A 26,391-nucleotide genomic window follows, 5' to 3' on the forward strand; every position below is an offset into this window, starting at 1 on the left:
GTTGATTACCAGTATGGGCTTGGGGGACAGCGGTTGGTCGATCACGCAGGTGACGCCACCGGTCGGATGGTGGGTGCCGGCAGTGACCGGCATGCTCGCCGTGGCCGCCAGCGCGACAGCCGTGCTGCCGCGCGTGGTGCGGTCACGACGCCTGAGGACGGGGCTCAACCTGCTCAACGTGGTGAGCACAGCGGCTCACGAAGCCGGACATGCGCTGGCCAGCTGCCTGACCGGCGGTGGGGTGTGGGTCATCCGGGTGCACACGCCGGACTCCGGCGTCACCTACACCTGGTACACATCACGGTTGTCCTCGATCGTCACGACCTTGGCCGGCTACGCGCTGCCCCCGCTGGCCGGGCTCGGTGCCGCCACGCTGCTGGCCCGTGGCCATGCCCCGATGCTGCTGGCGCTGACCCTCGCGGCCGTGCTGCTGATACTGGTCGTCACCCGCGACCTGATCACGTTGGCCAGCGTGGTCGCCATCGGGGCGGTGGCGGGACTGTCGCTGTACTGGGGCCCGATCTGGTTGCAGCAGTGGGTCGCCTACGGCGAGACGTGGCTGCTGCTGTTCGGCGAGGGCTTCGGGGTGCTGGCGATCGCGCTCAACCGCGTCCGCGGCGGCTTCGGCGACCAGTCCGACGACGCCGCCCATCTGGCGCAGGACACGCACATACCCGGCGTGGTGTGGATCGCGGGCTGGCTCGGGTTGAGCGGCTGGGTGCTGTGGCACGGGGTTCCGATGCTCTTGACCTGACGCCAGCCGGAAATCCGTTGAAACAAGCCGACTTTCGGCCCCTTGTGGGCGGAATACGCGGTTTCTAGCGTCGGCCGGGTGTTGAGACGAATCCTCATCGCCGGCATGGTGTCGGCGCTGGCCGTGTTACCGCTGCCCGTCGTGGCGCAGGCGGACACGGCCGCCGCGACGGTGGTGCCGATCCGGGTGACGGGCGACCCGGCGAAGCGCTTCAACCTGGTGATCCTCGGCGACGGCTACACCGCCGCGGACATGCCCAAGTTCCGGGCGGACGTGGACAAGCACATGAACGTGCTGTTCACGATCGAGCCGTACAAGTCGTACCGCAACTACATGAACGTGTACTCGGTGGAGATCCCGTCGCCGGACTCGGGCGTGAGCTGCGATCCGGACCTGACCTCGCCGAAGAAGAACACACCGCTGCACATGGCGTTCTGGTCGGGCTGCGACCCGCAGGGCGTGCAGCGGGCGCTGGAGCTGGACGAGAACGCGGCCACGCCGTACGCCGACCTGGTGGCCGGCACGACGGCGGCGAACCGGCAGATTCTGGCCATCGCCAACAGCACGACCTACGGCGGCGTCGGCGGCTCGTACGCGACGGCCTCCGGTGGCAACGCGATGTCGTCGCTGATCACGCCGCATGAGCTGGGCCATTCGCTGGGCGGACTTCAGGACGAGTACGACTACTACGCCCGCGGCGTGCGCGGTGGCGCGTACAGCGGCGGGGAGCCGAGCTCGGTGCACCACACCACGCTGACCGAGCAGCAGATGACGCAGCAGCAGAAGAAGTGGTGGCGCTGGCTGGGCGAGCCGAGCGAGGCCGGCGGCACCATCGGCCGCACCGAGTCGGGCATGTACAGCAGCACCGGCATCTGGCGGCCGAGCGCGCACTCGATCATGAAGACGCTGGGCTACTACTACGACCAGGTCGGCCGCGAGGACATGGTCAGGTCGATCTCGGCCAAGACCAGCATCGTGCAGGACGCCACCGCGACGACCAAGACCGTCGGCGCCGACCGGGTGCTGTGGATCACCCCGATGCACCCGAACAGCCACCAGCTGACGATCACATGGAGCCTGGACGGGCAGGCCCTCAAGGCAGCCGGCCAGCAGCTCGACCTGCGGCAGCTGAACCTCAAGGCGGGCAAGCACAAGGTGGCGGCGACCGTCGTCGACCCGACGGACTACGTTCGTGACCCGGCGATCCGGCAGGCGCTGACCACAACCCGCACCTGGAACGTCGACACCACGGTCAGGACGACGCCGACCAGCACCCCGCTCGACTTCACCGACACCACGGAAACCGACCGCCCGGTCGGCGCGGACGAGGTCGTGTTCGCGGACACCACGCACCCGGTGAACCAGGTCGTGCCGGTCCGCTGGGCGCTCGACGGCCAGGCGCTGCCGACCACGGCCAACGACGTGGACCTCAAGGGCCTCAAGCTGACCGGCTCGCACACGATCACCGCGACGGTCGGCGGCAAGACCCGCAGCTGGACGGTCGACGGCACGGCCCCGTCCACCGACTACAAGCTGTCGAACTCGCTGCTCACCGTGCGGAAGGCCGACGGGACCAGCGAGTACGTCTACAATGGACCGTTCACCATGAAGCTGACCGCGGCCGACGACCGCACCGGCTCCCTGGTCAGCGAGTTCCGCACGGACGGCGACGGCTGGTTCAACTACTTCGGCTGGCCGACCGACTCCAGCCAGCCGTGGCACTTCACACCCGGCGGCACCGAGATCGACCATTTGGTCTACGGCAAGCTGGGCAAGCCGCGACTGTCCCCTTGGGACGATGCGACGCCGAGCTACGGCCAGCACACCATCGAGTACCGCACGACGGACGCGGCCGGCAACACCGCGTCGGCCAAGAGCTTCCAGGTGAACCTGCTGCCGGCGCCGCCGGCCTGCACGACCACGATCACCGGCCGGCACGACGGCGCGCTGATCATCCGTGACGGCGTGACGTGCCTCGATCACGCCCAGGTCAGCGGGGCCATCGTGGTGCAGCCGGGCGCTTCGCTGGTCGCCACCGGTTCGACGATCACCGGCGGCCTGAGCGCAACCGGGGCGAACGCCGTGGAACTGTTGGACACCACCGTGCACGGGGCCGCGAGCATCGTCGGCACCACGCAGGACGTGACCGTCGTCGGCGGCTCGATCAGCGGCACGTTGGCCTTGTCCGGCAACCACACCGGATCGCGCCAGCCGGTCGTCGCCGGCCTCGCGGTCACGGGTGCGTTGACCTGCGCCGGGAACTTCCCCGCCCCGAACGACATCGCCGCGCCGAACACCGTGCGCGGCGGGGCGATCGGGCAGTGCGCAGGCCTGTAGGCCATGGGCGCGCGTCCTCGTCCATGCGGGCATAATCCCCCGCATGGACGAGGCGCTGCACGAACGAATGCGGGAAGCGGTCAAGGACGTGCCGGCCGGGCGGGTGTCGACGTACGGCGACATCGCCGCCATGGCCGGCGCGCCCAGCCCGCGCATGGTCGGCGCGCTGCTCTCCGAGGACGGCCACGACCTGCCGTGGCACCGCATCCTGCGGGCCAACGGCACGCCCGCGCCGCACATCGCCGAAGAACAGCTGGCGCGGCTGCGGGCCGAGGGGGTGCTCGCCGACGGCCAGCGGGTCAACCTGAAGAAGTACCGCTGGCAGCCGGAGAGCTAGGCCATATGCTCCGCCAGTTCCCGGTAGCCGTCAGCCGCCGTGGCCGACGAGATCGTTCACGGCGCGTTTACGGCGCAGCAACCGTGGCAGCACACCGTGATACATCTGTTGGGCCAGTGGAGAAGGCGGCACCAGGAGCACCGTGCACTGCGCGTGGGCGGCGCAGTACCTCGGCACCGACGGAATCAGGGCGCGGCGCAACCAGTTGCGCCGTCCCGCCCCGACCACCAGCAGGTCGTTCTCGCTCTCCGCGATGCACATCAACGCCTTGCCCGCGTCGGCCCGCACCGCCACCTGCTGCACATCGACATCGTCAGGGATACCGCCCAGTGCCTCGTCCCACGCTCTGGCCAGCCGCTCCCAAGCGCCCCGCTCCCACAACTGCTTGAGCTGCACATCGAGTGTGCGCCGGTAGGCGGCCTCGCCACCGGGCGCGCTCCACGCGATCACCGCGACGAGCGGGACCGCGCGCATCCGCGCCTCGGTCACCGCCCGCCGCAACGCCTGCAAGCTGCCGACCGAGCCGTCGACACCGACGACGACCCGTCGAACACCATCCATCCGGGCAATGGTAGTCACCCGGCGCAAGTGCACCGGTCACCCGAACGAGTTCTTGACGCTGTGTTGAATGGCCCTGCCTCCGGCGGGGCCGAGCGATTTCTGCCTAGAAGTCCTCGTCGAAGCTCACCGTTCCCGTGACTGCCACCTGGTAGGCGGACACGCGGCGCTCGAAGAAGTTGGACAGCTCCTGCACGTCCTGCAACTCCATGAAACCGAACGGGTTCTTGGCGTTGAACTCCGGGGCCAGGCCCAGCGCGGCCAGCCGCCGGTCGGCGACGTGCTCCAGGTAGGACCGCATGTCCGCCAACGACAAACCGGCCACACCCTGGGTCAACAGGTCCTCGGCGAACTTGGTCTCGGCGTCGACGGCCTCGCGCAGCATCTGCCGGACCTGGTCGTGTAGCGCGTCGTCGAACAGGTCCGGTTCCTCGCGTCGAACGGTGTCCACCACGTCGAACGCGAACGCCATGTGCATGGACTCGTCGCGGAACACCCAGTTGGTGCCGGACGCCAGCCCGTTGAGCAGGCCGCGCGAACGCAGGAAGTACACGTAGGCGAAGGCGCCGTAGAAGAACAGGCCCTCGATGCAGGCGGCGAAGCAGATCAGGTTGAGCAGGAACGTGCGCCGGTCCGCCTTGCTGTGCAAGCGATCCAGCTGCCCGATGGAGTCCATCCACTTGTAGCAGAACTCGGCCTTGTCGCGGATGGACGGGATGTTCTCGACCGCCGCGAACGCCTCGGCCCGCTCGGTCTCGTCGGGCAGGTAGGTGTCCAGCAGCGTCAAGTAGAACTGAACATGCACGGCCTCCTCGAACAGCTGCCGCGACAGGTACAGCCGGGCCTCCGGCGCGTTGACGTGCTCGTACAGGTTGAGCACCAGGTTGTTGGCGACGATGGTGTCGCCGGTGGCGAAGAACGCGACCAGCCGGTTGATCAGGTGCTGCTCGGCCGGCGTCAGCTTCTTCAGGTCGGCCAGGTCGGAGTGCAGGTCGACCTCCTCGACCGTCCACGTGTTCTTGATGGCGTCCCGAAAACGCTCGTAGAACAGCGGATAGCGCATGGGGCGCAAGGTCAGGTCCATGCCCGGGTCGAGCAAAGCCTGCTGACGGGTGGTGTTCTCAAGGGCGGTCACTGGCAGGCCTCACACGATTCGGGGTTCTCGAGAGAGCAGGCGACGGCGTCGACAGCGGGCACGGTGGCCTGCTGGATGCGCGTCGCCGGGCGGGAGCGCAGGTAGTAGGTGGTCTTCAGCCCGGCTTTCCAGGCGTACAGGTACATCGAGGAGAGCTTGCCGATGGTCGGCGAGGCGACGAACAGGTTCAGCGACTGGCTCTGGTCGATGTACGGGCCACGGGCGGCGGCCAGCTCGATCAGCGCCTTCTGCGGCAGTTCCCACGCGGTGCGGAACAGCGACCGGCTGGCCTCGGGCAGCCCGGCCAGCGCCTGCGCCGAGCCGTCGTCCCGCTTGAGCTGGGCCCGGGTGGCGGCGTTCCACAGCCCGTGCTGCTTCAGCTCGGCGACGAGATAGGTGTTGACCTGCAAGAACTCCCCGGACAAGGTCTCGCGCTTGAACACGTTCGACACCTGGGGCTCGATGCACTCGTAGCAGCCGGCGATGGACGCGATGGTCGCGGTCGGCGCGATGGCGACCAGCAGCGAGTTGCGCAGGCCGCTCTCGGCGACGCGCTCCCGCAGCGTGGCCCAGCGCTCGGTCTGCGTCGGCGTCACGCCCCACAGGTCGGGCTGGAGGTCGCCGCGCGCCGCGCGAGTCTGGTTGTACGCCGGGTGTGCACCGGCGCTGGCCGCGAGATCGGCCGAGGTCTCCAGCGCCGTCAGGTAGATCTCCTCGGCGATCCGGGTGGACAGCTCCTTGGCTGCCGCCGAGTCGAAGTCGAGGCGCAGCTTGAAGAACACGTCCTGCAGGCCCATCACGCCCAGCCCGACCGGCCGCCAGCGCGGGTTGGACCGCCCGGCCGGCTCGGTCGGGTAGTAGTTGATGTCGATCACACGGTCCAGGAACGTGACCGCGGTGCGGACGGTCTCCCGCAGCCGGTTCCAGTCCATGCTGTCGCCGGCCACGTGCGCACCCAGGTTGACCGAGCCGAGGTTGCACACCGCGGTCTCGGCGTCGCTGGTGACCTCGAGGATCTCCGTGCAGAGATTGGACAGGTGCACCACGTTGGCCGGTTCGGCGGTCTGGTTGCAGGTGCGGTTGGCGGTGTCCTTGAAGGTCATCCAGCCGTTGCCGGTCTGGGCCAGCGTGCGCATCATCTTGCCGTACAGGTCGCGCGCCTTGACCGTGCGCACGGCCCGGCCGGCCTGTTCAGCGGCACTGTACGCGAGTGTGAACGCCTCGCCCCACAGGTCCGGCAGCTCAGGCGTCTCGTCCGGGTCGAACAGCGACCACTCGCCGTCGGCCTCGACCCGGCGCATGAACTCGTCCGGGATCCAGTTGGCGATGTTCAGGTTGTGCGTGCGGCGCGCGTCCTCGCCGGTGTTGTCGCGCAGCTCGAGGAACTCCTCGATGTCCGGGTGCCACGTCTCCAGGTAGACGCAGGCCGCGCCCTTGCGCCGGCCGCCCTGGTTGACTGCTGCCACCGAGGCGTCCAGCGTGCGCAGCCACGGCACGATGCCGTTGGAATGGCCGTTGGTGCCCCGGATCAGCGCGCCGCGGGACCGAACCCGGGACCACTGCACGCCGATGCCGCCTGCGAACTTGGACAGCTGCGCCACCTGCGCGTACCGCTCGTAGATCGACTCGAGCTCGTCGCGCGGCGAGTCCAGCAGGTAGCACGAGGACATCTGGGTGTGCCGTGTACCCGAGTTGAACAGGGTTGGTGAACTGGGCAGGTAGGCGAGCGAGGACATCAGGCGGTAGAAGCGGATCGCCTCGGCCGCGGTGTGCGACAGACCGCAGGCCACGCGCAGCAGCCAGTACTGCGGGCGCTCCACTACCGCGCGGGAGTTGGGGTGGCGCAACAGGTAGCGGTCGTACACCGTGCGCAGGCCGAAGTACTCGAAGCGGCGGTCCGCGTCCGGGTCGATCGCGTCGTCCAGCTTGCGGGCGTGGGTGGCCACGAACGTGGCTGTCTCGTCGCCGATCAGGCCCTCGCGGTGCCCGAGCGCCACACTCTGGCTGAACGAGTGGATGCCCTGGCCGCGGACTTCCTTGTCGATGTACGCCGCCAGCAGCTGCGCCGCCAGCTTGGAGTACTCCGGCTCCTCCGACACCAGCTCGGCCGCGGTCTGGATGGACAGCCGGTCCAGCTCCTCGGTCGTCGCCCCGTCGTACAGGCCGTTGATCGTCTTGGTGGCGACCCGCAGCGGGTCCACCTCGGCCAGCCCGACCGCGCAGCGGCCGACCGCCTTGACAATCTTGTTCACGTCCACGGTCTCGACCGCGCCGCTGCGTTTCCGCACCCGCATCGTCGGGTGGGAATCCCGCACGACTGTCTCCACAGTCCCTGACTCCTCGCACGCTGTGGGCCCTGGGCGCGAGGACGGCGCCGGCATGCGCCGGTGACGGTCCCCACGCCCTCCCTCGGGGCCTGGACACGAGCCCGTTCACGGTGCGAACGGGCGAGCGGGCAGGTCTTCGGACTTACGGGCATGCCGGTCGGCACCTACTGGCCGTCGCTTCCCGGACCTCTGGGTCCAGTGCTTCGTGACGGCGGTCGTTCCCGTTCACCGCTGCGGGGCAGTCCCGGATTCGCACCGGGTTCCCTCTTACGACGACCGCCCTGGCGGGACGGCCGAACCAGCTCGGTGAGCACAATACATGGACGACGATCAGTCGCAAGCACCCACATCTTGTGTCGCGTGTCAGATGCTCCGGATCGCGGCGGCGGCCTTGTCGGCCAGCTCGGCCACCTGCGTGTCGGTGATGACCAGGGGCGGGCCGAACAGCAGCAGGTCGCCGTTGCGGCCGTCGGCGCAACCGGTCGAGTGGTAGACCAGCAGCCCGACCTCCTTGGCCGCGGCGACGACGCGCTCGGCGATCCGCGCGTCACGGGCGAACGGCTGCTTGGTGTCGCGGTCGGCGACGAGCTCGACCGCCTGAAGCAGGCCCATGCCCCGGATGTCGCCGACGGCCGGGTGATCGGCGAGGCGGTCGTGCAGGGCCTTGGCCAGTTCGCGGCCGCGTTGCTCGGCGGCGGCTGTTAAGTGCCGCTCGCGCATGACGTTCAACACGGCTAAACCGGCGGCGGCGCCGACCGGGTGGTGGGAGTAGGTGAAGCCGTGCACGAAAGTGCCGATGGTGTCACGGATCTCGGCGGTGCAGACGGCGAGGCCGAGCGGCCAGTAGCCGGCGGCCGCGCCCTTGGCGGTGACGAGGATGTCGGGCCGGATTCCCCAGTGCTCGCAGGCGAACCAGCGACCGGTGCGGCCGAAGCCGGTCATCACCTCGTCGGCGATCAGCAGCACTCCCCGCTGCCGGCAGATCTCGGCGACCGCCGGCCAGTAGTCGTCCGGCGGCACGCAGGCGCCGAGTGCCGCGCCGGCAACGGGTTCGGCGATGAACGCGGCGACGTCCTCGGTGATCATCCGATCGAGTCTGGTGGCATGCCAGGCGCCGCAAGCGTTTGGGTGATTTGGGGCTGGGCAACGGTATTCGTACGGCGAGGAGGTGTGCCAGGCCGCCCCGAGCCACGGCCGATAGGGGTCTCTCAGCGCGGCCCGGCCGGAAACGTCGAGCGCGCCACGGGAATTGCCGTGGTAGGCGCCCTGCCGGCCGATGATCACGTGCCGGTCCTCGCCGCGGGCGAGATGGTAGGCGCGGGCCATCTTCAACGCCGTCTCGACCGCCTCGCTGCCGCCGGACACCGGATAGATCCGCGGGTCGTCGAACGGCAGCAACGGCGCCAGGGCGTCGGCGTAGTCGTCGAGTGCCTTGGAGGCAAAGGCAGTCCCGTGCACGTAGGCGATCCGCCGGGACTGCTCGGCGATGGCATAGGCCACCTCGGGCACGCCGTGCCCGATGGACGTGACGACCGCGCCGCCGGAGCCGTCGAGATAGCGCCGACCGTCCACATCGAACACTTCGACCCCCGTTCCCCCGGCCACGCGTGGCAGGCCGGGGGAACGGGTGAACACGTGCCGACTCATCCGGCGACAGCCTGACCGAACAGCTCCAGCGCCTTGCGCGCCTCCTCGGCCGTGACGACCAGCGGCGGCGACATCCGGATGCTGCTCTCGCCGCATTCCAGCACCAGCAGGCCAAGCTCGAACGCCCGCTGCTGCACCCGTGCCGCCAGTTCGGCCGTGGCGAACTCGACGCCGATCATCAGCCCGACACCACGAACGTCGGTGATCTTGTCCGCGAATCGCCGCCGAAGCTCACGGAGGCCGGTGATCAACTGCTCGCCGATCGTGGAAGCGTTGTCCAGCAAGCCTTCCTCAGCGATCACCTCGAGCGTGGCCAGGCCGGCCGCGCACGGCACGGGACTGCCGCCATACGTGGAGCCGTGCGCGCCGGCGGACCACTTCTCCAGCAGCTCAGCCCGGGCCATGAACGCGCCCAGTGGCAGGCCGGAGGCGATGCCCTTGGCGCTGATCAGCACGTCCGGTCGGACACCGGTGTGCTCGATCGCCCACAGTTTGCCGGTGCGCCCCATGCCCGACTGCACCTCGTCGGCGACGAGCAGGATCCCGTGCCGGTCACACAGTTCCCGCAGTTTGCGCAGCCAGCCGTCCGGCGGCACGAGGTAGCCGCCCTCGCCCTGAATCGGTTCGACGAAGATCGCCGCGACCTCGTCGGGCGACACCTGGTGCCGGAACAGCAGGTTCTCGATGTGCTCGAAGGTCTCGTCGCTGCCGTACGGTGCGTGCAGCACACCGGGCAGCAGCGGGCCAAAGCCCTTGTGGTACTTGGCCTTCGACGCGGTGAGCGTGACTGCGCCGTAGCTGCGGCCGTGGAACGCGCCGTAGAAGCTGATCACGTACGGGCGGCCGGTGCAGTACCGGACCAGCTTCAGGGCGCCCTCGACCGCCTCCGCGCCTGAGTTGCTCAGGAACACCCGGACCGGCCCGTCGATCGGGGCGGTGGCGGCCAGCGCCTGGCCCATCCGGGAGTAGATCGGCAGGTAGAAGTCGCTGGCCGAGTAGTGCAGCAGCTCCTCGCTCTGCCTGTGCACGGCCTCGACCACCTTGGGATGGGCGTGGCCGGTGGAGTTGACGGCGATGCCGGCGTTGAAGTCCAGGAACCGGTTGCCGTCCACGTCCTCGATGACGCAGCCGCGACCTCGTTGCGGCACAAGGGGATACGCCCGCGGCAGGGACCGGCTGGTGACGGCCGCGTCCCGGGCCAGCACCTCACGGGCCATCGGGCCCGGCAGTTCCGTGCGAATGTCCGGTGCGGTGATCATCGTGGTCATCGGCCGACCTCCGTCCGGGACTGCTCACGCAGGTACTGCTGCACGTAGTAGCGGCCGCCGCCGGCCTTGCCGGTGCTGCCCGAGCCCTTCCAGCCGCCGAACGGCTGCACCCCGGCCAGGCGCCGGTCGTCGCGCCCGCGGCCCGGTTCACGTACACCACACCGGCCTCGATCCGGTCGAGGAAGGCGTCGATCTCCCACTGCTGGCCGGCGAAAATGCCGGCGGTCAGGCCGAAATCGGTGTCGTTGGCCTGGATGACGGCCTCGTCCAGCGAGTCCACCGGCACGACCGCCACCAACGGCACGAACAGCTCCTCGGTCAGCAATCGATCATCCGGCGGCAGATCCGTGACGACTGTCGGCGTCACGTAGTGTCCGTCGGCTCGCCCTTCACTGCGCCGCAACAACTCTCCCCCGGCCGCGATCTTGCCCACTCGGCGGGCGTGATCGACGGCGTCGGTGAACCGGGCGACCGCGTCCTCGTCGATCACCGGGCCCATGAACACCGACCGCTGCGTCGGATCGCCGACCACCACCTCGCCGGCCTTGGCCACCAGCCGGTCCACCAGACCCTGGTACGCCGTCCGTTCGACGTAAACCCTCGAGCAGGCCGAACACTTCTGCCCGGAGAAGCCGAAAGCCGACCGTGAGATGCCGGCCGCGGCGACGTCCAGATCGGCACCGGCCGTCACGACGGCCGCGTTCTTGCCGCCCATCTCGCAGATCGCCGGCTTCGGATACCGCTTGGAAAACCTTTGGTACACCGACATTCCCGCCTGGTACGAGCCGGTGAACGTCAACCCGGCGACGTCCGGGTGCTCGACCACGGCGTTGCCCACCTGGTCACCGCCGAGCAGCAGGTGCAGCGCGTCGGCCGGGATTCCCGCGTCCCGCAGGCATTCCACCAGCTTGACCGCGGTGTAGGTGCCCTGCTCGCTGGGCTTGAGAACCACGGTGTTGCCGGCGGCCAGCGCGGCCCCGGCCGGTCCGGCGGCCAGCGCCATCGGGAAGTTGAACGGGCTGATCACCGCCCACACTCCGTGCGGGCGCAGCACGCTACGGGTGATCTCGTTGGCGGACAGTCGTTCCATCTCGTGCGAGAAGCCGTTGTTGTCCTCGACCTGCCGGCAGTAGTAGCGGATCAGGTCGGCCGACTCCTCGACGTCACCGAGCGCTTCGAGCCGGTTCTTGCCGACCTCGATCGTCATCAAAGCGGCCAGCTCACCGGACCGCTCGCTGATCAGGTCGGCGGCGTTTCGCAGCAGGAAACCCTTTCCGGCCAGGGTTTCGACGCCCAGCCCGAGGCGGCTGCGGCCGTCACGGCTTCGTCCACATCGGACTCGGTGGCGGCGTGGGCGGTGCACAGCACGACCGAGCGATCGCACGGGCTGGTCACGGTGAACGCGGGCCCGTTGCCCGGGATCGTCGCACCGAGCCAGGACTTCGCGACGCGCAGTCCGTTCTCGTAGGAGGCGTGCAGTTCTTCGTTGTCCGACGTCAAAGTCGCGTAGGTGACGCGCGTTGTCACTTCAAACCCTTTCCGGGCACGGCGAAACACACCTACCGGGAACGGCAGGCGTGGGACGGCAGTGACGTCAGAAAGAGGTCCAGCCGCCGAGCGCGCGCGGCATCAGCAGCATCAGGACGCGGAAGGCACCCATGTGTCAGCTCCATCCTCGTGGGCCTCACCGTCGAAGCCCACGGGCGGCAACCTGGCTCTCGACGCCTGGCCGACGTCGAACACAGTGGCGGGACCGCGCCGGAGTCGCACCGGCTTCCCCGCGCCGCGGGCCTTACGCCTCGTTTATAGCAGGGCAAACGCCGCCGCGGGACCCCCTGGACGTCGTGTGGCCCCGGTCACCGTCGCGCTTATTGCACCGTTCGTTCTCAACAGACTATCGTCTTCGGCATGGACTTCACCAAGACCGTTGCCGTAGTGACCGGAGCGAACCGCGGCCTGGGCCGTCACTTCGCCGAGCAGCTCGTCGCCCGTGGCGCCAAGGTGTACGCCACCGCGCGCCGACCCGAAACCATCGACATCGAGGGCGTCACCCCGCTGCGCCTCGACGTCACCGACCACGCCAGCATCGAGGCCGCCGCCGCGATCGCGGCCGACGCCACGCTGCTAATCAACAACGCCGGCCTCGGCGGCGGCGGCGAACTGCTGACCACCCCCCTCGACGAGATCCGCGAGCAGCTCGAGGTGCACTACATCGGTTCACTGGCCGCCACCCGCGCCTTCGCGCCGGTGATCGAGGCCAACGGCGGCGGCGCCGTGCTGAACGTGGCCTCGGTGCTGTCCTGGGCGCACGTCCCCAGCGTCGGCTCGTACTCGGTGGCCAAGGCGGCCGAGTGGGCGATGAGCAATGTGGTGCGCCAGGAGTTGGCGCCCAAGGGCATCACCGTCACCGGTCTGCACGTCGGCTACATGGACACCGACATGGCCGCGCACGTGACCAGCGGCAAGTCCGACCCGGCCGAGGTCGCGAGGACGACCCTCGACGCCGTTGCCAAGGGCGAGGCCGAGGTGCTCTTCGACGAGCTCACCCGGAACGTGAAGGCCGGCCTGAGCGCCGCACTGTAGTTCGTGTGAGAGGTTTGTCCCCATGGTTCGGCACAAGGAGTTCGACCCGGACACGGCCGTCACCGACGCGATGGCCGTGTTCTGGGAACGCGGCTACGAGGCGACGTCGGTACATGACCTGGTCGAGCGCACCGGCGTCGGCCGGCGCAGCATGTACGACACCTTCGGGGACAAGCACTCGCTCTACCTGCGCGCGCTCGACCGCTACATCGGCGACGTCGAGGCCGGCTACGAGGAGAAGACTTCCGCCGCCCCCGACGGCCTCAGCGCGATCCGCTCCGCGTTCGATCTCCTGCTCCAATCGCCGGCCGACGACTTTCGGGGATGTCTGGTCGTGAACAGCTCGACCGAATTGGGACCTTCGGACGACGAGGTCGCACAACGCTTGAGCCGGCACCAGGACGTGAGCCGCGAGATGCTGTCGGCACAGATCCGTCGCGGTCGACGCGACGGTTCCGTCACCGACCGTATCGACCCGGAAACCGCCGTCGCGGTGGCGTACAACGCCTGGCTCGGGGTCCGGGTCCAGGTGCGGGCGCGTACCCCGCGTGACCAGATCCTCCACGATGTGGAAAAACTGTTGTCCCTGCTCAACGGTTCACGGACCTGAACATTTCGCGTGCCTGAAGGGTATTGACGGGGCCGCACCGCCTATCCCAAACTGATGGCCCCTGCTCTTCTCGAAGTCGGTATGGCACCGCCGCCAGACCGGAGGAGATTAATACCCATGCGCAATACCCCTGCCAGCGTTTCTCGCTGTGACGGGGCGGCCCGAAAACCGTGGGATCCTGCCTGATCCCCCGGTTCCCTGACGCCGCCACACGTCCCTGCGAGGAGCCCAAAATTGAACAAGAAGCTCACGGCGAGCGCCCTGACCCTCGCCGCGGCCGGCACCCTGTTCGCCGGCCAGTCCGCCATGGCCGCACCGGCCCTGAACACCGGTGTCGCGCCGGGCGGGAATTTCAACCTCTCGGTGTGGTCCCTCCAGGAGCCCGTCGGCTCCCCCGGCTCGCCACGGACGATCAGCCCCAGCCAGCTGAAAGGGGCCGGCGGGTACCAGGACGCGTACTTCTACACCGACAAGTCCGACGGTTCCATGACCTTCTGGGACCCGGAGAACGGCGTGCACACGCCCAACTCCAACTTTTCCCGTTCTGAACTCCGTGAGATGAATTCGAGCGGGTCCGCGGCCAGCTGGGGTCTGCCCGGCACGCACAAGCTCAGCGCCACCGTGAAGGTGACGAAGGTGCCGTCCAGTGTCTGCGTCGGGCAGATCCACGCCAGTGAGGGCAGCGGCACCACCAAGCCGCTGATCGAGCTCTACTACCACAGCAATGGCGATATCGTCGCCGGCATCGAGAACGGGCCCGGCGGCGGACAGACCGCCCACTCCATCGGCCACGTCTCGCTGAACACGCAGTGGAGCTACGTCATCAGCGTCACCGGCGGCAACACCATCAACATCTCCATCAACGGGGCGAACCATTCCTTCGCCATTCCGTCAGGTTGGAAGGGATACCCGCAGTACTTCAAGGCGGGCGACTACAACCAGTCCGCCAGCAGCAGCTCGACCAATGGCGCGACCGTCCACTTCTACGCGTTGACCGTCTCGCACAGCTGAGCTTTTCACGTTTCCGGCCCGGCGGGTTCCCCGCCGGGCCGGTTTCAGTGCGATCGGCGACCTCGCACCGGTCAGCGCTGGGCCATGATGAGGTCCCGGACCGCGCGGGGATCCTCGATCCCCCGCAGTTCCAGCCGCCTCGGGCCACGGACGAAGCCGACCTCGAACCGCGGTCCGAACCGCACGTTGCCGTGACCGCCGTGATCGTCCGCGACCGGCGGCCGCATGGTGCGGAGAAAATCACTGCGCACGCGGGTGACGCCCAGCACCCTGGACTCGACCACCAGCCGCTTGTTCGTCACGGTGTACGTGGTCGAACGCAGCACGAGCTGGCGCACCACGAGCCGCCCGACCAGCAGGTACAGCCCGACCGCGACAAAGCCCCAGACGATCAGCGGTACCCGGTCCGGCGGCCAGACGCTGCGAAACACCACGCTGCACCACAGGATCGAGAACGGCACCAGGAAGAAGTCCCCCGCGTCGAAGACGGGATACCGGACCGGCTTCCCGGTCCACACCACCCGCTCCGACGGAAATAAGTCCGCTGTCACAACGGAAACGATACGACCGCGGCGACCGGCCGTCCTGTGATTTCAGCGACCGCGTTCGGCCAGGGTCTGGCCGCCGGAGCTCCAGAGCTCGGGGTCGACCTCGGTGATCAGCACGCGAATGGACGCGTCCGGCGCGCCGAGGCTGTCCCGGACGGCGTTGTGCACGGCCTGGAGGCACTCGCGGAGCTGCTCGCGGGAGCGGCCGGCGGCGACGGAGATGTGGACGATGGGCATCAGCGGGCCGCCAACCCGGGCAGCTGCGGCTGGGAGGCGCAGCGATTGGTCGGCCCACGCCACATGTCGATGGCGTCCGGCTCGGCCGGGTCGAAGTACCGCACCCGCCAGGCGTTGTCATCGTCGATCCGCCGCACGCCGTAAGAGTACTCGTAGGTCAGCCCCTCGGGTCCCTTGAAGTACAGGAACACGGCCCCGGACTGGGGATGCCGGCCGGGGCCCTGCTCGATCTCGATCCCGTTGTCCTGCAGGAAATGCCAGCTGCGCATGACGTCGTCGATCGAGGAGACCTGGAAGTTCATGTGGCACAGGCCGGGCCCGGCCCCCTTGAACACGGCCATCTTGTGGTGCACGGGATCGAAGCGCATCAGACACGCGGCGTCGCCGATCCAGTCGGACACCTTCATGTTGAAGTGCTTGGTCCAGAACCTGTGTGCGGCACGGACATCGGGCGCATCGAGGCAGAGGTGGCCGAACTCGGTGATGCCGGCGGCCCTGGCGAAGTTGACCGGGGTCGGCACCTCCTTCTGGTCGACCACGAGCTCGACGACGTTGCCGAACGGGTCCTCGAAGGCGATGAACTCCCGCACGTGCCGGTCGACGGCGGCCGCCTTGTCACCACGGGTGACGGTGAAGCCGGCCCGTGACAGCTCGGCCTCGGCGTCGGCCAGCCGGTCCTCGTCGGCCAGGGTGAAGGCGGACGCCAGCACGCCGGCCTCACCGGCCACAAAGGACAGACAGTGGTGCCGGTTGTCGGCCCGCAGATAGGCCCGGTCCGCGGTGCGCTCGACCAGTTCGAGGCCGACGATGTCGACCGCGAAGCCGACGGCGGTCTCCAGGTCCGCGGTGCCGGAGCGGACGTACGCGATGTCCTGGATGGTGATCACTGCCCCACCTCGCTGTCAGACGGCAATCCTACGGTCACAACGCTACAGGTATCGATATACATGTCAATCCTCTGGTTGACAGATATACAGATACAGGTAACCATTGCCTCATGTCGCCAGCCAGCATCGCCGATGACCTCACCCGGGCCGGACACGCGCTCGACACCGCCGGGCTGGTCACCGCGTTCGGGCACGTCAGTGCCCGTCTTTCGAACGAAGAGCTGCTCATAACGCCGCCCCGACCGCTGGGCGCGCTGACCGGTGGGAAATTCCCGCAACTGTCCATTTGTGCGGAGAACATTCCCGACGACGCGCCCCGTGAAGCGTGGATGCACACCGCTATTGCCGCCGTCCGCCCGGACGTCGGCGCGATCTGCCGGGCCCAGCCGCCGGCCGTCGCCGCGACCGCCGTGCTCGCCATCCCGCTCGTGCCGCTGCACGGCCAGGGTTCGCTGCTCGGCGCGATCGTCCCGATCTTCCACAACTCACGCCTGATCCGTGAACCGTCGATCGCCCGCGAACTGGCCGCCGCGCTCGGCAGCGCCTACGCCCTTGTGCTGCGCGGCAACGGCGCGATCACCGTCGGCGCCACCATCGCCGAGGCCACCGCCCGCATGTGGATCCTCGAGGAGACCGCGAAGCTCACGCTCGCCGTCGCCGCCCACGGCCCGATCCGCCCGCTGCCGGCCGAGGAGCAAGCGGCTTGGGCGGCAACAGGTTCCGAACTGCTCAATCGCATCTGGCACCACCTGACCGCAGTGTCGCGGTGAAAGGACCCCGCCATGCCGAACAGAGTTTCCCGCGGCGCCTTATGGAGCGTCGTCATCCTGTGCGCCTTCGCCGTCACCTTCGACGGCTACGACCTCGTCGTCTACGGCACGACCGTGCCGTCCCTGCTGGCCGCGTGGCACATCGGCCCGGCCCAGGCCGGCACGATCGGCAGCTACGCGCTGATCGGCATGCTGATCGGCGCGCTCCTGGTCGGCACGGTCACCAACCTGATCGGCCGCCGCCGGATCCTCGTGCTCTGCATGGTGTGGTTCTCCGTCTGCACGGCGCTGTGCGCGCTCGCCCCGAACCCGGAAGTGTTCGGGCTGCTGAGGTTCATCGCCGGTATCGGGCTCGGCGGCCTGATGCCGACCGCGGCGGCGCTGGTCGTCGAGTACGCGCCGGCGGGCAAGCACAACCTGACGTACGTGCTGATGCAGTCGGGCTACGCGGTCGGCGGCATTCTCGCGTCGGCACTGGCGATCTCGGTCATTCCGTCGCTGGGCTGGCAGACGATGTACGTCATCGGCGCGGCTCCGGTGCTGGCGGTGCCGTTCGCGCTGCGCTGGCTGCCGGAATCGTTGGAATACCTGGTGTTGCGCGGCCGTACCGATGACGCCGCTCGGCTGGCCGCGCGGCTCGGCGTCGAGGTGCCGACGATTTCCCTGTCGGAGAAGCGGAACTGGCTCGCCGGTCTGCGCGAGCTGGCCGCACCGGGCTTCCGGATGGGCACGATCCTGTTGTGGCTGGCCAGCTTCAGCTCGCTGCTGATGGTGTACGGCATGAACACCTGGCTGCCGCAGATCATGCGCCAGGCCGACTTCCCGCTCGGCTCGGCGCTGAGCTTCCTGCTGGTGTTCAACCTGGGCTCGATCATCGGCTCGGCCATCGGCGGCCGCGCGGCCGACATCCTCGGCTCCAAGCCCGTTGTCGCGGTGTCGTTCCTGCTGGCCGTGCTGAGCATCGCCCTGCTGGCCACCCGACCGTCCACAGTGGTCATCTATGTGCTGTCCGGTATCGCGGGCTACGGCACCATCGGCACCACCAACCTGATCAACGTGTTCGTCACCCGCTACTACCCGCCCACGTCCGCTGCGGTCGGCATCGGCTGGTCGCTCGGCGTCGGCCGGCTCGGCGCCATCCTCGGCCCGGTGCTCGGCGGCCTCGTGCTCGCCTCCGGCGCGAGCTACGTGTGGAACTTCTACCTCTTCGCCGCCGTGGCGGTCATCGGGCTGGTCGCGACCGGACTGGTACCGGTCGCCGGCCGGCAGCCGGCCGCTGTTCAACTGAGGGAGCAGACATCGTGAAGATCCGGCACGTCATCGGCGGGGCGGAGATCGACTCCGCCGATGGCGCCACCTACGACGACATCGACCCGTACACGCGGCAAAGCTATGCCACGGTTGCCCGTGCGTCGGCGGCCGACGTGGATCTGGCGGTCGCGGCGGCGCGCAAGGCGTACGACGAGGGCCCATGGCCGCGTATGGGTTTCGCCGAGCGGGGCCGTCTGCTGCACAAATTCGCCGACCTGATGGAGGAGCACGCGGCGGAGCTCGGTGAGGCCGAGGGCCGCGACATGGGCAAGCCCATCGCGGCCGCCGCCTCGCACGACGTGCCGCGTTCGGCCCAGAACTTCCGCTTCTTCGCCGACCATGCCCGGCTGGCCGTCGCCGAGGCGCTGCCGTCCGACATCGGCATGCACACGTACACGCGGTACGAGTCGGCCGGCGTGGTGGCGGCGGTGTCACCGTGGAACTTCCCGCTGATGCTGGCCACGTGGAAGATCGCGCCGGCGCTGGCGTGGGGCAACACGGTCGTGTTGAAGCCGGCCGAGGACACCCCGCACTCGGCGGCGATCATCGGCCGACTGGCGCTGGAGGCCGGCATTCCCGAGGGCGTGCTGAACACCGTGCTGGGCTTTGGCGACGCCGGCGCGGTGTTGACCCGCGATCCGCGCGTCGACCGGATCACGTTCACCGGCTCGTCGGTGACCGGTCGGGCGATCGCCACGGCGGGTGCGGCGAACCTGACGCCGGTGAGCCTTGAGCTCGGCGGCAAGGGGTCGAACCTGGTGTTCGACGACGCGAACCTGGATGTGGCCGTCGACTGGTCGATCCGGGCGGCGTTCAGCAACACTGGACAGGTGTGTTTGGCCGGGTCGCGCTTGTATGTGCAGCGGGGTGTTTACGACGAGTTCCTGTCGCGGTTCGTCGCCGCAGCTGAGGCGATGACACTGGGCGATCCGTCTGATCCGTCGACCGCGATCGGGCCTTTGGCGTCGGAGAAGCACCACGACAAGGTCGTCGGGTATTTGGAGCCGGAGAAGACCGGCGGTGCGACAGTCGTGACCGGCGGGCTGGGTGAGGACTGGTTTGTGCGGCCAACCGTGCTGACGGAGGTGCCGGCCGATGCGCCGGTGCAGCGGGAAGAGGTGTTCGGGCCGATCGTGACGGTCACTCCGTTCGAGGCGGAGGAGGACGGGGTCCGGCTGGCCAACGACACGCCGTACGGGCTGTCCGCCATGGTGTTCAGTGACGGTCTACACCGGGCGCATCGGGTTGCCGGGGCGCTGCGCAGCGGCAACGTGTGGGTCAACTGCTTCTTCGTACGCGACCTGCGCGCGCCGTTCGGCGGTGTCGGCGACTCCGGGTGGGGACGGGAAGGCGGCAACTTCAGCCGGGAGTTCTTCACCGAGCCGAAGACCGTGACCATGCGGATCGACGGCTGACGGTTAGTATCGGATCATGTCCCTACAGCACGCTTTGTTGGGGGTGCTGGAGGCACGCCCGATGTCCGGCTACGACCTCGTTCGCTTCTTCGACGGCTCCACCGGGTGGATCTGGGCCGCGCCGCAGAGCCAGATCTATCCCATGCTGCGGCGCATGGAGCAGGCCGGGCTGATCGCGGGCGACGAGGAGGCTCGCGGGCCCCGGTTGACGCGGACGGTGTACTCGGTGACCGAGAAAGGTCACCGGGAGCTGGCGGTGTGGTTGGGGACGGCCCATGATGCCGCGCCGCCACGGGATCCGTTCATGGTGCAGGCGTTGAACTTCGACACGATCCCGGCGGAAGAGGCGATGAAGGTGCTGGACGCGTTCATCGCTGAGCAGGAGAAGGCGGCGGCGGAAGCGGAGGCGCATCGGGATCGGTTGCTGCGTAAGGAGACTGCGTTGCTGCGGGAGAGGCTGACGCGAAGGGATCCGGCGGAGCATGATCGGATCGCGCGGTTGAAGGCGCATGTGTTTGACGGGATTGCGGCGGTGGCGCGGGTGCGGGTGGAGTGGGCTCGGGAGGGGCAGAGGTTGTTGGGGGAATAGGGGTTGCGGGAGTTAGGTTTGGGGGTTGGGTTGGGTTGGGTTGGTGCGGTTTGGGTGGGGGGATTTATTCGGTGTGGTCGCGTGGATTTGGTGTGGAGCCTCTGCGCGATGGCCCAAGGGCTAAAAGCGGGCAGGACGAGCCTGCCCTTGGCCTGTCAATTGTACGCCATCGCGCCCCTCCACACAAAATCCACGCGACTAGTCGGAGTTGCCGTGTTGCGGTGTGGCGGGAGGAAAGAAAAGCCTTTCTGCCTGGCGGGATTCACCCGTTAGAGATTCGCGTTCGATCTTGTGTTCGAGTATTCTCAGAAGTATGGAACTCACCCGCGAGATCGAGAACAGGGAACCCACCGGGGCCATGTTCGATCTGGTGGTGGGTGCGGATCCCGCGAGCCTGACCCAAGAACAGTTGGTCAATTTTGTGGGGGTGGCCCGGAAGGTGCGGGCGGTGTGTGAATGGGCCGAACATGAGGCCCTCAACCACATCGACGACCTGACTGAGTTGGCGATGGCGACGAAGGTCTCGGAGCCGGCGCTGGCCCGGTCCCAGGAGATCGCCGCTGCCTTGGAGACTCATCCCGCGCTGGCGGAGCGGTTCCGTCGGGGTGAGATCGACCTGGCCCGGTTCGCGGCAGTGTGGGAGCGGACCCGCCATCTGTCGGATCCTGCGCAGGTCGCCGAGGTCGACCGGGCCCTGGCTGAGGAGGCCGCTGGGATGACTCGGACTCAGGTGTGTCGCAAGGCCACCGCGCTGGTCGCAAAGGCCGATCCGGATGGTTATGAGCAGCGCTGCCACAAGGCCAAAGACGACCGGCAGGTCGGGCTCTCGGCCTTGCCCGACGGCATGGCCAAACTGGTGTGGATCCTCCCCGCCACTGAAGCCCACCAGCTGTTCCAACAGATCTGCGCCGACGCCAAGTCCCTACCGAAGGACGAGCGCACCACCGACCAGAAACGCTCCGATGTGCTCTGGGACCGTCTACGGGGCAAGCACACCAACTGGAACGTGCGGACCTTCGTGACCATCTCGATGGAGACCCTGCTGGGCCTGACCAATGACCCTGGCCAGCTTGCCGGTTATGGCCCGATCGCGGCCGAGGCGGCCCGCGAACTCGCGATGCACGGCCCCTTCCGGGGACTTCTCCTCGATGAGTACCAGCAGATCTCCGCGATCAGCACCGACACCTACCGGCCCACGGCGCTGATGAAAGAGACGTCCGTTGCTCGGGCCGGCGGGACCTGCACCGCCCCCGGCTGCACCCTCCCGATCCAGGAACACGACCACATCACCCCGTGGCCCACAGGCCGCACCCAAGCCACCAACCTGCAAGGGCTCTGCACCTGGCACCACCACCGCAAACACGACAACTACACAGTGACTCAGGATTCAGATGGCACCACTCACTGGATCACCCCGGCCGGCCGCCATCACATCACCCGCCCCCTGCGGCACTAACCGGGGAACGGGCACCGGGAAAGGACTTCCCGCAGCCACCACAAAAAGGGTGCAGTGTGGGAGTCAAAACCCAGCCACCGCCATCCCATTCACACACCGATCGCCAACTCCCCGAATTGGGTCGATTTTGTGTGGAGGGGCGCGATGGCGTACAATTGACAGGCCAAGGGCAGGCTCGTCCTGCCCGCTTTTAGCCCTTGGGCCATCGCGCAGAGGCTCCACACCAAATCGACCCACACACCGAAGCCCCCCCCCGGAAACCGCCCAACGCAGGCACCCAACTCTCTCACCCCCACTGCCGAGACAACATCATCGCAGTAGTCCGCAAAGCCGGCACCACCCGCTCCAACTGCATCTTCCCCACCCACCCCGAAACCGACACCGCCGCAATAGCCTTCCCCTCAGAGTCGATCACCGGGCAAGCCGCACACACCACCCCATTAGCCGATTCCTCATACTCATGTGCCACCCCATCCGTCCGCACCCGCCGCAACTCCCGCATCAACACCCCACGCATAACGACTGTCCGACCCGTCACCCGCTCCAACGGCCGCCCCAACACCGCCTCCCGCACTTCCTCCTCCGCATGCGCCAGCAACGCCTTCCCCACCGCCGTCGCATGCGCCGGCATCCGCCCCCCGATCCTCGACGGCACCGCCGGCGCAGCCCGACTGGTCAGCTTGTCCAGGTACACAACATCCGGCGCCTCCAGCACAGCCAGATGCACCGTCTCCCCCGACGCCCGGTGCAGGTCCTCCAAGAACGGCCGCGCAGCATCCCGCAACCCCCGCTGCCGAGGCACCAACTGCCCCAGCTCGAACACCCGCAACCCGAGCCGCAGCCCACCCTCCCCCACCTCCAGCATCCCCAGCTCCACCAACTGCCCCGCCAGCCGATGGGCCGTCGGCTTCGCCACCCCCGCCCGACGGGCCAATTCGGACAGTGCCACGCACCGGTCGTCGTCCGGCCGGAACGCCGCCAGCAGGGAAACCGCCCGGCCCAGCACCGAATTCTGACCGTCGTCTCGCTGAGTGGAACGCATAGCTGGCATCGTGCCACGCCGAACCGCCATCGTCGACCTCGTGACCCCCCAGATCCAGCAAGCCGCCGACCGGCTCCAGGAAGCCATCGACACCGGCAAGCCCTGTGCCCCGGTGCGCGACCTGATCGGCGAGCACGACATCGACGCGGCCTACGCGGTCCAGGAGATCCTCACCGCCACGAAACAAGCCGCCGGCCACCACATCGTCGGCCGAAAGATCGGCCTCACCTCGGATTCGGTGCGCGGCCAACTCGGCGTCTCCCAGCCGGATTTCGGCACGCTGTTCGAGGACATGGGCTACGCCACCGGCGAATCCGTGCCACTCACCCGACTTCTCCAGCCCCGCGTCGAGGCGGAGATCGCCTTCGTGCTGGACAGGGACATCGACAACCCGCACACCTCCGTCACCGACATCCTTCGCGCCACCGACTTCGTCGTCGCCGCGATCGAGATCGTGGATTCCCGTGTGGACGGTTGGGACATCCGCATCGCCGACACGGTGGCGGACAACGCCTCCAGCGGCCTCTACACCCTGGGCTGCACACCGTTTTCCCTCACCGGCCTCGATCTCGCCCAGGTCGGCATGGTGCTGGAGCACGAAGGCGAACCGGTGTCGGTCGGCTCCGGCGCCGCCTGCATGGCCAACCCGGTGGTGGCGGTGGCCTGGCTGGCCCGGGAACTGGCCCGTCGCGGCAATCCCCTACGAGCGGGCGAAGTGGTGCTCTCAGGCGCCCTCGGCCCCATGGTCCCGGTCAAGACAGCCGGCGTGTATACCGCGCGGCTCGACGGACTGGGCGAGGTCCAAACCGTGTTCACGAACGACGACGGAGGTGCACGATGACCGTGGGTGCGGTCGTGATCGGTTCCGGCAACATCGGCACCGACATGATGTTCAAGATCAAGCGGCTGTCGAGCAGCCTGCACGTGGCCGCGATGGCCGGCATCGACCCGAATTCCGACGGCCTGGCCCGGGCCAACCGACTCGGTATCGCCACGACCGCGTCCGGAGTGGACGGTCTCGTCGACATGCCGGAGTTCGCCGAGGCCCGCATCGTCTTCGACGCCACCTCCGCCGGCGCACACAAGCACAACGCGGCCGTCGCCGCCGCGCACGGCAAGCTGATGGTGGACTTGACTCCGGCCGCGGTCGGCCCGTACGTGGTGCCGCCGGTCAACCTGGACGAACACCTCAGCGCCGACAACGTCAACATGGTCACCTGCGGCGGCCAGGCCACGATCCCCATGGTGGCAGCGGTTTCCCGCACCACACCCGTCGCGTACGCGGAGATCGTCGCCTCGATCTCCTCGAAGTCGGCCGGCCCCGGCACCCGGGCCAACATCGACGAGTTCACCGAGACGACGTCGGCGGCCATCCAGACCGTCGGCGGCGCGGCCAAGGGCAAGGCGGTGATCGTCCTCAACCCGGCCGAGCCGCCGCTGGTCATGCGGGACACGGTGTACTGCCTCATCGAGGACGGCGACCAGACCGCGATCACCGATTCCATCACCAAGATGGTCGCCGAGGTGCAGACCTACGTGCCGGGCTACCGGCTCAAGCAGGACGTGCAGTTCGACCCGATCTCCGTGCCTCACTTGCCGGCGCTGCGCCGAAAGTTCAACGGCGTCAAGGTTTCGGTGTTCCTCGAGGTCACCGGGGCCGGCCACTACCTGCCCGCCTACGCGGGCAACCTCGACATCATGACCTCGGCCGCGCTGCGGACCGGCGAGCGCATCGCCGAGCTGCGCGGCTGGCTGACCGAGCCCGCGGTGGGGAGCATCGCATGACCGACGTCTACGTCCAGGACGTGACCCTGCGCGACGGCATGCATGCCATGGCGCACAACTACTCCGTCGACCAGGTGCGGGAGATCGTCACCGCGCTGGACGCTGCCGGCGTGGCGGCGATCGAGGTGGCGCACGGCGACGGACTGGGCGGTTCCAGCGCCAACTACGGGTTCGGCGCGCACACCGACGCCGAGTGGATCACCGCCGCGGCCGAGTCGGTGACGAACGCCAAGCTGACCACGTTGCTGCTGCCGGGCATCGGCACGATCGAGGATCTCAAGCACGCCAAGGATCTCGGCGTCACCAGCGTGCGCATCGCCACGCACTGCACGGAAGCCGACATCTCGGCCCAGCACATCACGTGGGCCCGGGAGAACGGCATGGACGTCGCCGGCTTCCTGATGATGAGCCACCTCAACGAGCCGGCCAAGCTGGCCCAGCAGGCCAAACTGATGGAGTCCTACGGCGCGCACTGTGTCTACGTAACGGATTCCGGCGGCCGGCTGACGATGAAGGACGTGGCCGAACGGGTCGACGCCTACAACCAGGTGCTCGAACCGGGCACGCAGCTCGGCATCCACGCGCACGAGAACCTGTCGCTGTCGGTGGCCAACAGCGTGACCGCCGTGGAACACGGCGCGTACCGGGTGGATGTCGCGCTGGCCGGCCAGGGCGCGGGCGCCGGCAACTGCCCGGCCGAGGCTTTCATTGCCGTGGCGGACATTCTCGGCTGGAATCACGGCTGCAACCTGTTCGCCTTGCAGGACGCGGCCGAGGATCTGGTGCGGCCGCTGCAAAACCGGCCGGTTCGGGTCGACCGTGAGACGCTGACCCTGGGCTACGCCGGCGTGTACTCGAGCTTCCTGCTGCACGCCGAGCGGGCGGCCGAGCGGTACGGGCTGGACACGCGGGAGATCCTGGTGGAGTTGGGCAAGCGCCGCATGGTCGGCGGGCAGGAGGACATGATCGTGGACGTGGCGCTCGACCTGGCCGGGAAGGCATCGTGACGACCTCGACGGCGCCGCTCGCGGCCCGGCTGCACGACGCCCAGCGCAACGCCGAGGCGACGCCGCAGCTGCCGGCGGGAATCTCCATCGACGAGGCGTACGAGATCCAGCATGCCGTGCTGGCACAGCGTTTCGCGGCCGGGGAACGGCTGGTCGGCACCAAGCTCGGCTTCACGAGCCGGGCCAAGATGGTGCAGATGGGCGTCTCCGACATCATCGTCGGCCAGCTCACCGACGCCATGCGCGTCGACGACGGCGGCGAGGTACGACTGTCCACTTTGGTCCACCCGAGGGTCGAGCCGGAGATCGTGTTCCGGCTCGGACACGATGTCGACCCGGCGGATCCGTTGGCCGACATCGTGTCCGCGGTGGACGCGGTCGCGCCGGCGGTCGAGGTCATCGACTCTCGCTACCGGGACTTCAAGTTCAACCTGGCCGACGTGATCGCCGACAACACCTCCGGCGGTCTGTTCGCGATCGGCGGCTGGCTGCCGGTCGGCGACGTGGCCAACCGGGCCGTGCGGTTGAGCGTCAACGGCAGGGACGCGCAGTTCGGGTCGACGGCCGCCATTCTCGGGCATCCGCTCCGGGCGCTGCGGCAGCTGGTCGGCATCGCCGCCAAACAGGGATTCCCGCTGCTCAAAGGCCATGTCATCCTGGCCGGCGCGGCCACCGCGGCGGTGCCGTTCGGGCCGTCGGTGGTACGGGTCGAGGTGGCCGGGCTCGGCAGCGTCACCGTGCGCGGCGTCGCCTGATCATCACGGTAGGCTGGTCCCC

26 protein-coding genes and 2 riboswitches are annotated in these 26,391 nt (G+C 68.4%); of the genes, 15 read left to right on the plus strand and 11 right to left on the minus strand.

What is annotated here, in order from left to right; translation table 11 throughout:
• Positions 1-73 precede the first annotated feature (73 nt).
• The 3 genes from M3Q35_RS16420 (at position 74) to M3Q35_RS16430 (ending at position 3,428) form a co-directional block, all read left to right on the plus strand.
• Positions 74-754, plus strand: coding sequence for a M50 family metallopeptidase (locus tag M3Q35_RS16420; RefSeq protein WP_273942669.1), 681 nt, complete (start codon positions 74-76; stop codon positions 752-754).
• 78 nt (positions 755-832) lie between these two features.
• Positions 833-3,091: a M64 family metallopeptidase gene (locus M3Q35_RS16425; protein ID WP_273942670.1), complete on the plus strand. Its 2,259-nt coding sequence runs from the start codon at positions 833-835 to the stop codon at positions 3,089-3,091.
• A 43-nt stretch (positions 3,092-3,134) separates the two neighbouring features.
• On the plus strand, positions 3,135-3,428 hold the full coding sequence (locus tag M3Q35_RS16430; protein WP_273942671.1) for an MGMT family protein: 294 nt from the start codon (positions 3,135-3,137) through the stop codon (positions 3,426-3,428).
• A 30-nt stretch (positions 3,429-3,458) separates the two neighbouring features.
• Here M3Q35_RS16430 and M3Q35_RS16435 read toward each other — a convergent pair whose 3' ends face one another.
• The 7 genes from M3Q35_RS16435 to M3Q35_RS16465 all read right to left on the minus strand — a co-directional run bounded on the left by M3Q35_RS16435 (position 3,459) and on the right by M3Q35_RS16465 (position 11,890).
• Complete coding sequence (locus M3Q35_RS16435; protein ID WP_273942672.1) at positions 3,459-3,989, minus strand: universal stress protein; 531 nt, start codon at positions 3,987-3,989, stop codon at positions 3,459-3,461.
• A 103-nt stretch (positions 3,990-4,092) separates the two neighbouring features.
• On the minus strand, positions 4,093-5,121 hold the full coding sequence (locus tag M3Q35_RS16440) for a ribonucleotide-diphosphate reductase subunit beta (protein ID WP_273942673.1): 1,029 nt from the start codon (positions 5,119-5,121) through the stop codon (positions 4,093-4,095).
• The gene (locus tag M3Q35_RS16445) at positions 5,118-7,448 is read right to left on the minus strand and encodes a ribonucleoside-diphosphate reductase subunit alpha (RefSeq protein WP_273942674.1); all 2,331 of its coding nucleotides are present in this window, start codon (positions 7,446-7,448) and stop codon (positions 5,118-5,120) included. Before M3Q35_RS16445 ends, M3Q35_RS16440 begins: the two co-directional genes overlap by 4 nt.
• 110 nt (positions 7,449-7,558) lie before the next feature.
• A riboswitch (cobalamin riboswitch) is annotated at positions 7,559-7,766 on the minus strand.
• Positions 7,767-7,811: 45 nt separating this feature from the next.
• A complete protein-coding gene (locus M3Q35_RS16450; RefSeq protein WP_273942675.1) occupies positions 7,812-9,095 on the minus strand; it encodes an aminotransferase family protein in 1,284 nt (427 codons plus the stop codon).
• Positions 9,092-10,363: an aminotransferase class III-fold pyridoxal phosphate-dependent enzyme gene (locus tag M3Q35_RS16455; RefSeq protein WP_273942677.1), complete on the minus strand. Its 1,272-nt coding sequence runs from the start codon at positions 10,361-10,363 to the stop codon at positions 9,092-9,094. The genes M3Q35_RS16450 and M3Q35_RS16455 overlap by 4 nt, the downstream gene beginning before the upstream one ends.
• A complete protein-coding gene (locus tag M3Q35_RS16460; RefSeq protein ID WP_273942678.1) occupies positions 10,302-11,573 on the minus strand; it encodes an aldehyde dehydrogenase family protein in 1,272 nt (423 codons plus the stop codon). Before M3Q35_RS16460 ends, M3Q35_RS16455 begins: the two co-directional genes overlap by 62 nt.
• A 29-nt stretch (positions 11,574-11,602) precedes the next feature.
• Positions 11,603-11,890 (minus strand): hypothetical protein, encoded by a 288-nt coding sequence (locus M3Q35_RS16465; RefSeq protein WP_273942680.1) that lies wholly within the window; start codon positions 11,888-11,890, stop codon positions 11,603-11,605.
• Between the two features lie 157 nt (positions 11,891-12,047).
• A riboswitch (cobalamin riboswitch) is annotated at positions 12,048-12,173 on the minus strand.
• A gap of 98 nt (positions 12,174-12,271) precedes the next feature.
• Between M3Q35_RS16465 and M3Q35_RS16470 the strand changes: the two genes are divergently transcribed.
• The 3 genes from M3Q35_RS16470 (at position 12,272) to M3Q35_RS16480 (ending at position 14,567) form a co-directional block, all read left to right on the plus strand.
• Positions 12,272-12,946 (plus strand): SDR family oxidoreductase, encoded by a 675-nt coding sequence (locus tag M3Q35_RS16470; RefSeq protein WP_273942681.1) that lies wholly within the window; start codon positions 12,272-12,274, stop codon positions 12,944-12,946.
• A gap of 22 nt (positions 12,947-12,968) precedes the next feature.
• Positions 12,969-13,556, plus strand: coding sequence for a TetR/AcrR family transcriptional regulator (locus M3Q35_RS16475; RefSeq protein WP_273942682.1), 588 nt, complete (start codon positions 12,969-12,971; stop codon positions 13,554-13,556).
• A 234-nt stretch (positions 13,557-13,790) separates the two neighbouring features.
• Positions 13,791-14,567 carry a polysaccharide lyase family 7 protein gene (locus M3Q35_RS16480; protein WP_273942683.1) on the plus strand — a complete coding sequence of 259 codons (777 nt, stop codon included), beginning with the start codon at positions 13,791-13,793 and terminating at the stop codon, positions 14,565-14,567.
• A 71-nt stretch (positions 14,568-14,638) separates the two neighbouring features.
• Here the strand turns inward: M3Q35_RS16480 and M3Q35_RS16485 are convergent, their stop codons facing one another.
• The 3 genes from M3Q35_RS16485 to M3Q35_RS16495 are packed head-to-tail and all read right to left on the minus strand — an operon-like array spanning position 14,639 to position 16,239.
• Positions 14,639-15,118 (minus strand): hypothetical protein, encoded by a 480-nt coding sequence (locus tag M3Q35_RS16485; protein WP_273942684.1) that lies wholly within the window; start codon positions 15,116-15,118, stop codon positions 14,639-14,641.
• Between the two features lie 42 nt (positions 15,119-15,160).
• Positions 15,161-15,352, minus strand: a complete 192-nt coding sequence (locus M3Q35_RS16490) for a tautomerase family protein (RefSeq protein WP_273942685.1) — start codon at positions 15,350-15,352, stop codon at positions 15,161-15,163.
• On the minus strand, positions 15,352-16,239 hold the full coding sequence (locus M3Q35_RS16495) for a VOC family protein (protein WP_273942686.1): 888 nt from the start codon (positions 16,237-16,239) through the stop codon (positions 15,352-15,354). Before M3Q35_RS16495 ends, M3Q35_RS16490 begins: the two co-directional genes overlap by 1 nt.
• 110 nt (positions 16,240-16,349) lie before the next feature.
• Between M3Q35_RS16495 and M3Q35_RS16500 the strand changes: the two genes are divergently transcribed.
• The 5 genes from M3Q35_RS16500 to M3Q35_RS16520 all read left to right on the plus strand — a co-directional run bounded on the left by M3Q35_RS16500 (position 16,350) and on the right by M3Q35_RS16520 (position 21,780).
• Positions 16,350-17,009, plus strand: coding sequence for a class II aldolase/adducin family protein (locus M3Q35_RS16500; protein WP_273942687.1), 660 nt, complete (start codon positions 16,350-16,352; stop codon positions 17,007-17,009).
• A 12-nt stretch (positions 17,010-17,021) separates the two neighbouring features.
• Positions 17,022-18,314, plus strand: a complete 1,293-nt coding sequence (locus tag M3Q35_RS16505) for an MFS transporter (protein ID WP_273942688.1) — start codon at positions 17,022-17,024, stop codon at positions 18,312-18,314.
• Entirely contained in the window at positions 18,311-19,735 is a 1,425-nt protein-coding gene (locus tag M3Q35_RS16510; RefSeq protein WP_273942689.1) for an aldehyde dehydrogenase, read from the plus strand. The genes M3Q35_RS16505 and M3Q35_RS16510 overlap by 4 nt, the downstream gene beginning before the upstream one ends.
• Positions 19,736-19,751: 16 nt before the next feature.
• The gene (locus M3Q35_RS16515; protein WP_273942690.1) at positions 19,752-20,324 is read left to right on the plus strand and encodes a PadR family transcriptional regulator; all 573 of its coding nucleotides are present in this window, start codon (positions 19,752-19,754) and stop codon (positions 20,322-20,324) included.
• A 313-nt stretch (positions 20,325-20,637) separates the two neighbouring features.
• The gene (locus M3Q35_RS16520; protein ID WP_273942691.1) at positions 20,638-21,780 is read left to right on the plus strand and encodes an HNH endonuclease signature motif containing protein; all 1,143 of its coding nucleotides are present in this window, start codon (positions 20,638-20,640) and stop codon (positions 21,778-21,780) included.
• Positions 21,781-22,066: 286 nt separating this feature from the next.
• Here the strand turns inward: M3Q35_RS16520 and M3Q35_RS16525 are convergent, their stop codons facing one another.
• Positions 22,067-22,822: an IclR family transcriptional regulator gene (locus M3Q35_RS16525; protein WP_273942692.1), complete on the minus strand. Its 756-nt coding sequence runs from the start codon at positions 22,820-22,822 to the stop codon at positions 22,067-22,069.
• A gap of 40 nt (positions 22,823-22,862) precedes the next feature.
• On the opposite strand from M3Q35_RS16525, the gene M3Q35_RS16530 reads away from it, so the two are divergent.
• The 4 genes from M3Q35_RS16530 to M3Q35_RS16545 are packed head-to-tail and all read left to right on the plus strand — an operon-like array spanning position 22,863 to position 26,369.
• Positions 22,863-23,663 (plus strand): 2-keto-4-pentenoate hydratase, encoded by an 801-nt coding sequence (locus tag M3Q35_RS16530; RefSeq protein WP_273942693.1) that lies wholly within the window; start codon positions 22,863-22,865, stop codon positions 23,661-23,663.
• Positions 23,660-24,607, plus strand: coding sequence for an acetaldehyde dehydrogenase (acetylating) (locus M3Q35_RS16535; protein WP_273942694.1), 948 nt, complete (start codon positions 23,660-23,662; stop codon positions 24,605-24,607). Before M3Q35_RS16530 ends, M3Q35_RS16535 begins: the two co-directional genes overlap by 4 nt.
• Positions 24,604-25,614: a 4-hydroxy-2-oxovalerate aldolase gene (dmpG, locus tag M3Q35_RS16540; protein ID WP_273942695.1), complete on the plus strand. Its 1,011-nt coding sequence runs from the start codon at positions 24,604-24,606 to the stop codon at positions 25,612-25,614. Before M3Q35_RS16535 ends, dmpG begins: the two co-directional genes overlap by 4 nt.
• On the plus strand, positions 25,611-26,369 hold the full coding sequence (locus M3Q35_RS16545; RefSeq protein WP_273942696.1) for a 2-keto-4-pentenoate hydratase: 759 nt from the start codon (positions 25,611-25,613) through the stop codon (positions 26,367-26,369). The genes dmpG and M3Q35_RS16545 overlap by 4 nt, the downstream gene beginning before the upstream one ends.
• Positions 26,370-26,391: the final 22 nt, after the last annotated feature.

It is taken from the genome of Kutzneria chonburiensis, from assembly GCF_028622115.1.
Classification (GTDB): Bacteria; Actinomycetota; Actinomycetes; order Mycobacteriales; family Pseudonocardiaceae; genus Kutzneria; species Kutzneria chonburiensis.

Excerpts from the sequence above, each read along its gene's own strand:
- M3Q35_RS16430 (WP_273942671.1), top strand. The coding sequence starts at position 3,135 with ATGGACGAGGCGCTGCACGAACGAATGCGGGAAGCGGTCAAGGACGTG.
- M3Q35_RS16435 (WP_273942672.1), bottom strand. The coding sequence starts at position 3,989 with ATGGATGGTGTTCGACGGGTCGTCGTCGGTGTCGACGGCTCGGTCGGC.
- M3Q35_RS16450 (WP_273942675.1), bottom strand. The coding sequence starts at position 9,095 with ATGAGTCGGCACGTGTTCACCCGTTCCCCCGGCCTGCCACGCGTGGCC.
- M3Q35_RS16455 (WP_273942677.1), bottom strand. The coding sequence starts at position 10,363 with ATGACCACGATGATCACCGCACCGGACATTCGCACGGAACTGCCGGGC.
- M3Q35_RS16470 (WP_273942681.1), top strand. The coding sequence starts at position 12,272 with ATGGACTTCACCAAGACCGTTGCCGTAGTGACCGGAGCGAACCGCGGC.
- M3Q35_RS16475 (WP_273942682.1), top strand. The coding sequence starts at position 12,969 with ATGGTTCGGCACAAGGAGTTCGACCCGGACACGGCCGTCACCGACGCG.
- M3Q35_RS16490 (WP_273942685.1), bottom strand. The coding sequence starts at position 15,352 with ATGCCCATCGTCCACATCTCCGTCGCCGCCGGCCGCTCCCGCGAGCAG.
- M3Q35_RS16500 (WP_273942687.1), top strand. The coding sequence starts at position 16,350 with ATGTCGCCAGCCAGCATCGCCGATGACCTCACCCGGGCCGGACACGCG.
- M3Q35_RS16505 (WP_273942688.1), top strand. The coding sequence starts at position 17,022 with ATGCCGAACAGAGTTTCCCGCGGCGCCTTATGGAGCGTCGTCATCCTG.
- M3Q35_RS16515 (WP_273942690.1), top strand. The coding sequence starts at position 19,752 with ATGTCCCTACAGCACGCTTTGTTGGGGGTGCTGGAGGCACGCCCGATG.
- M3Q35_RS16520 (WP_273942691.1), top strand. The coding sequence starts at position 20,638 with ATGGAACTCACCCGCGAGATCGAGAACAGGGAACCCACCGGGGCCATG.
- M3Q35_RS16525 (WP_273942692.1), bottom strand. The coding sequence starts at position 22,822 with ATGCGTTCCACTCAGCGAGACGACGGTCAGAATTCGGTGCTGGGCCGG.
- M3Q35_RS16535 (WP_273942694.1), top strand. The coding sequence starts at position 23,660 with ATGACCGTGGGTGCGGTCGTGATCGGTTCCGGCAACATCGGCACCGAC.
- dmpG (WP_273942695.1), top strand. The coding sequence starts at position 24,604 with ATGACCGACGTCTACGTCCAGGACGTGACCCTGCGCGACGGCATGCAT.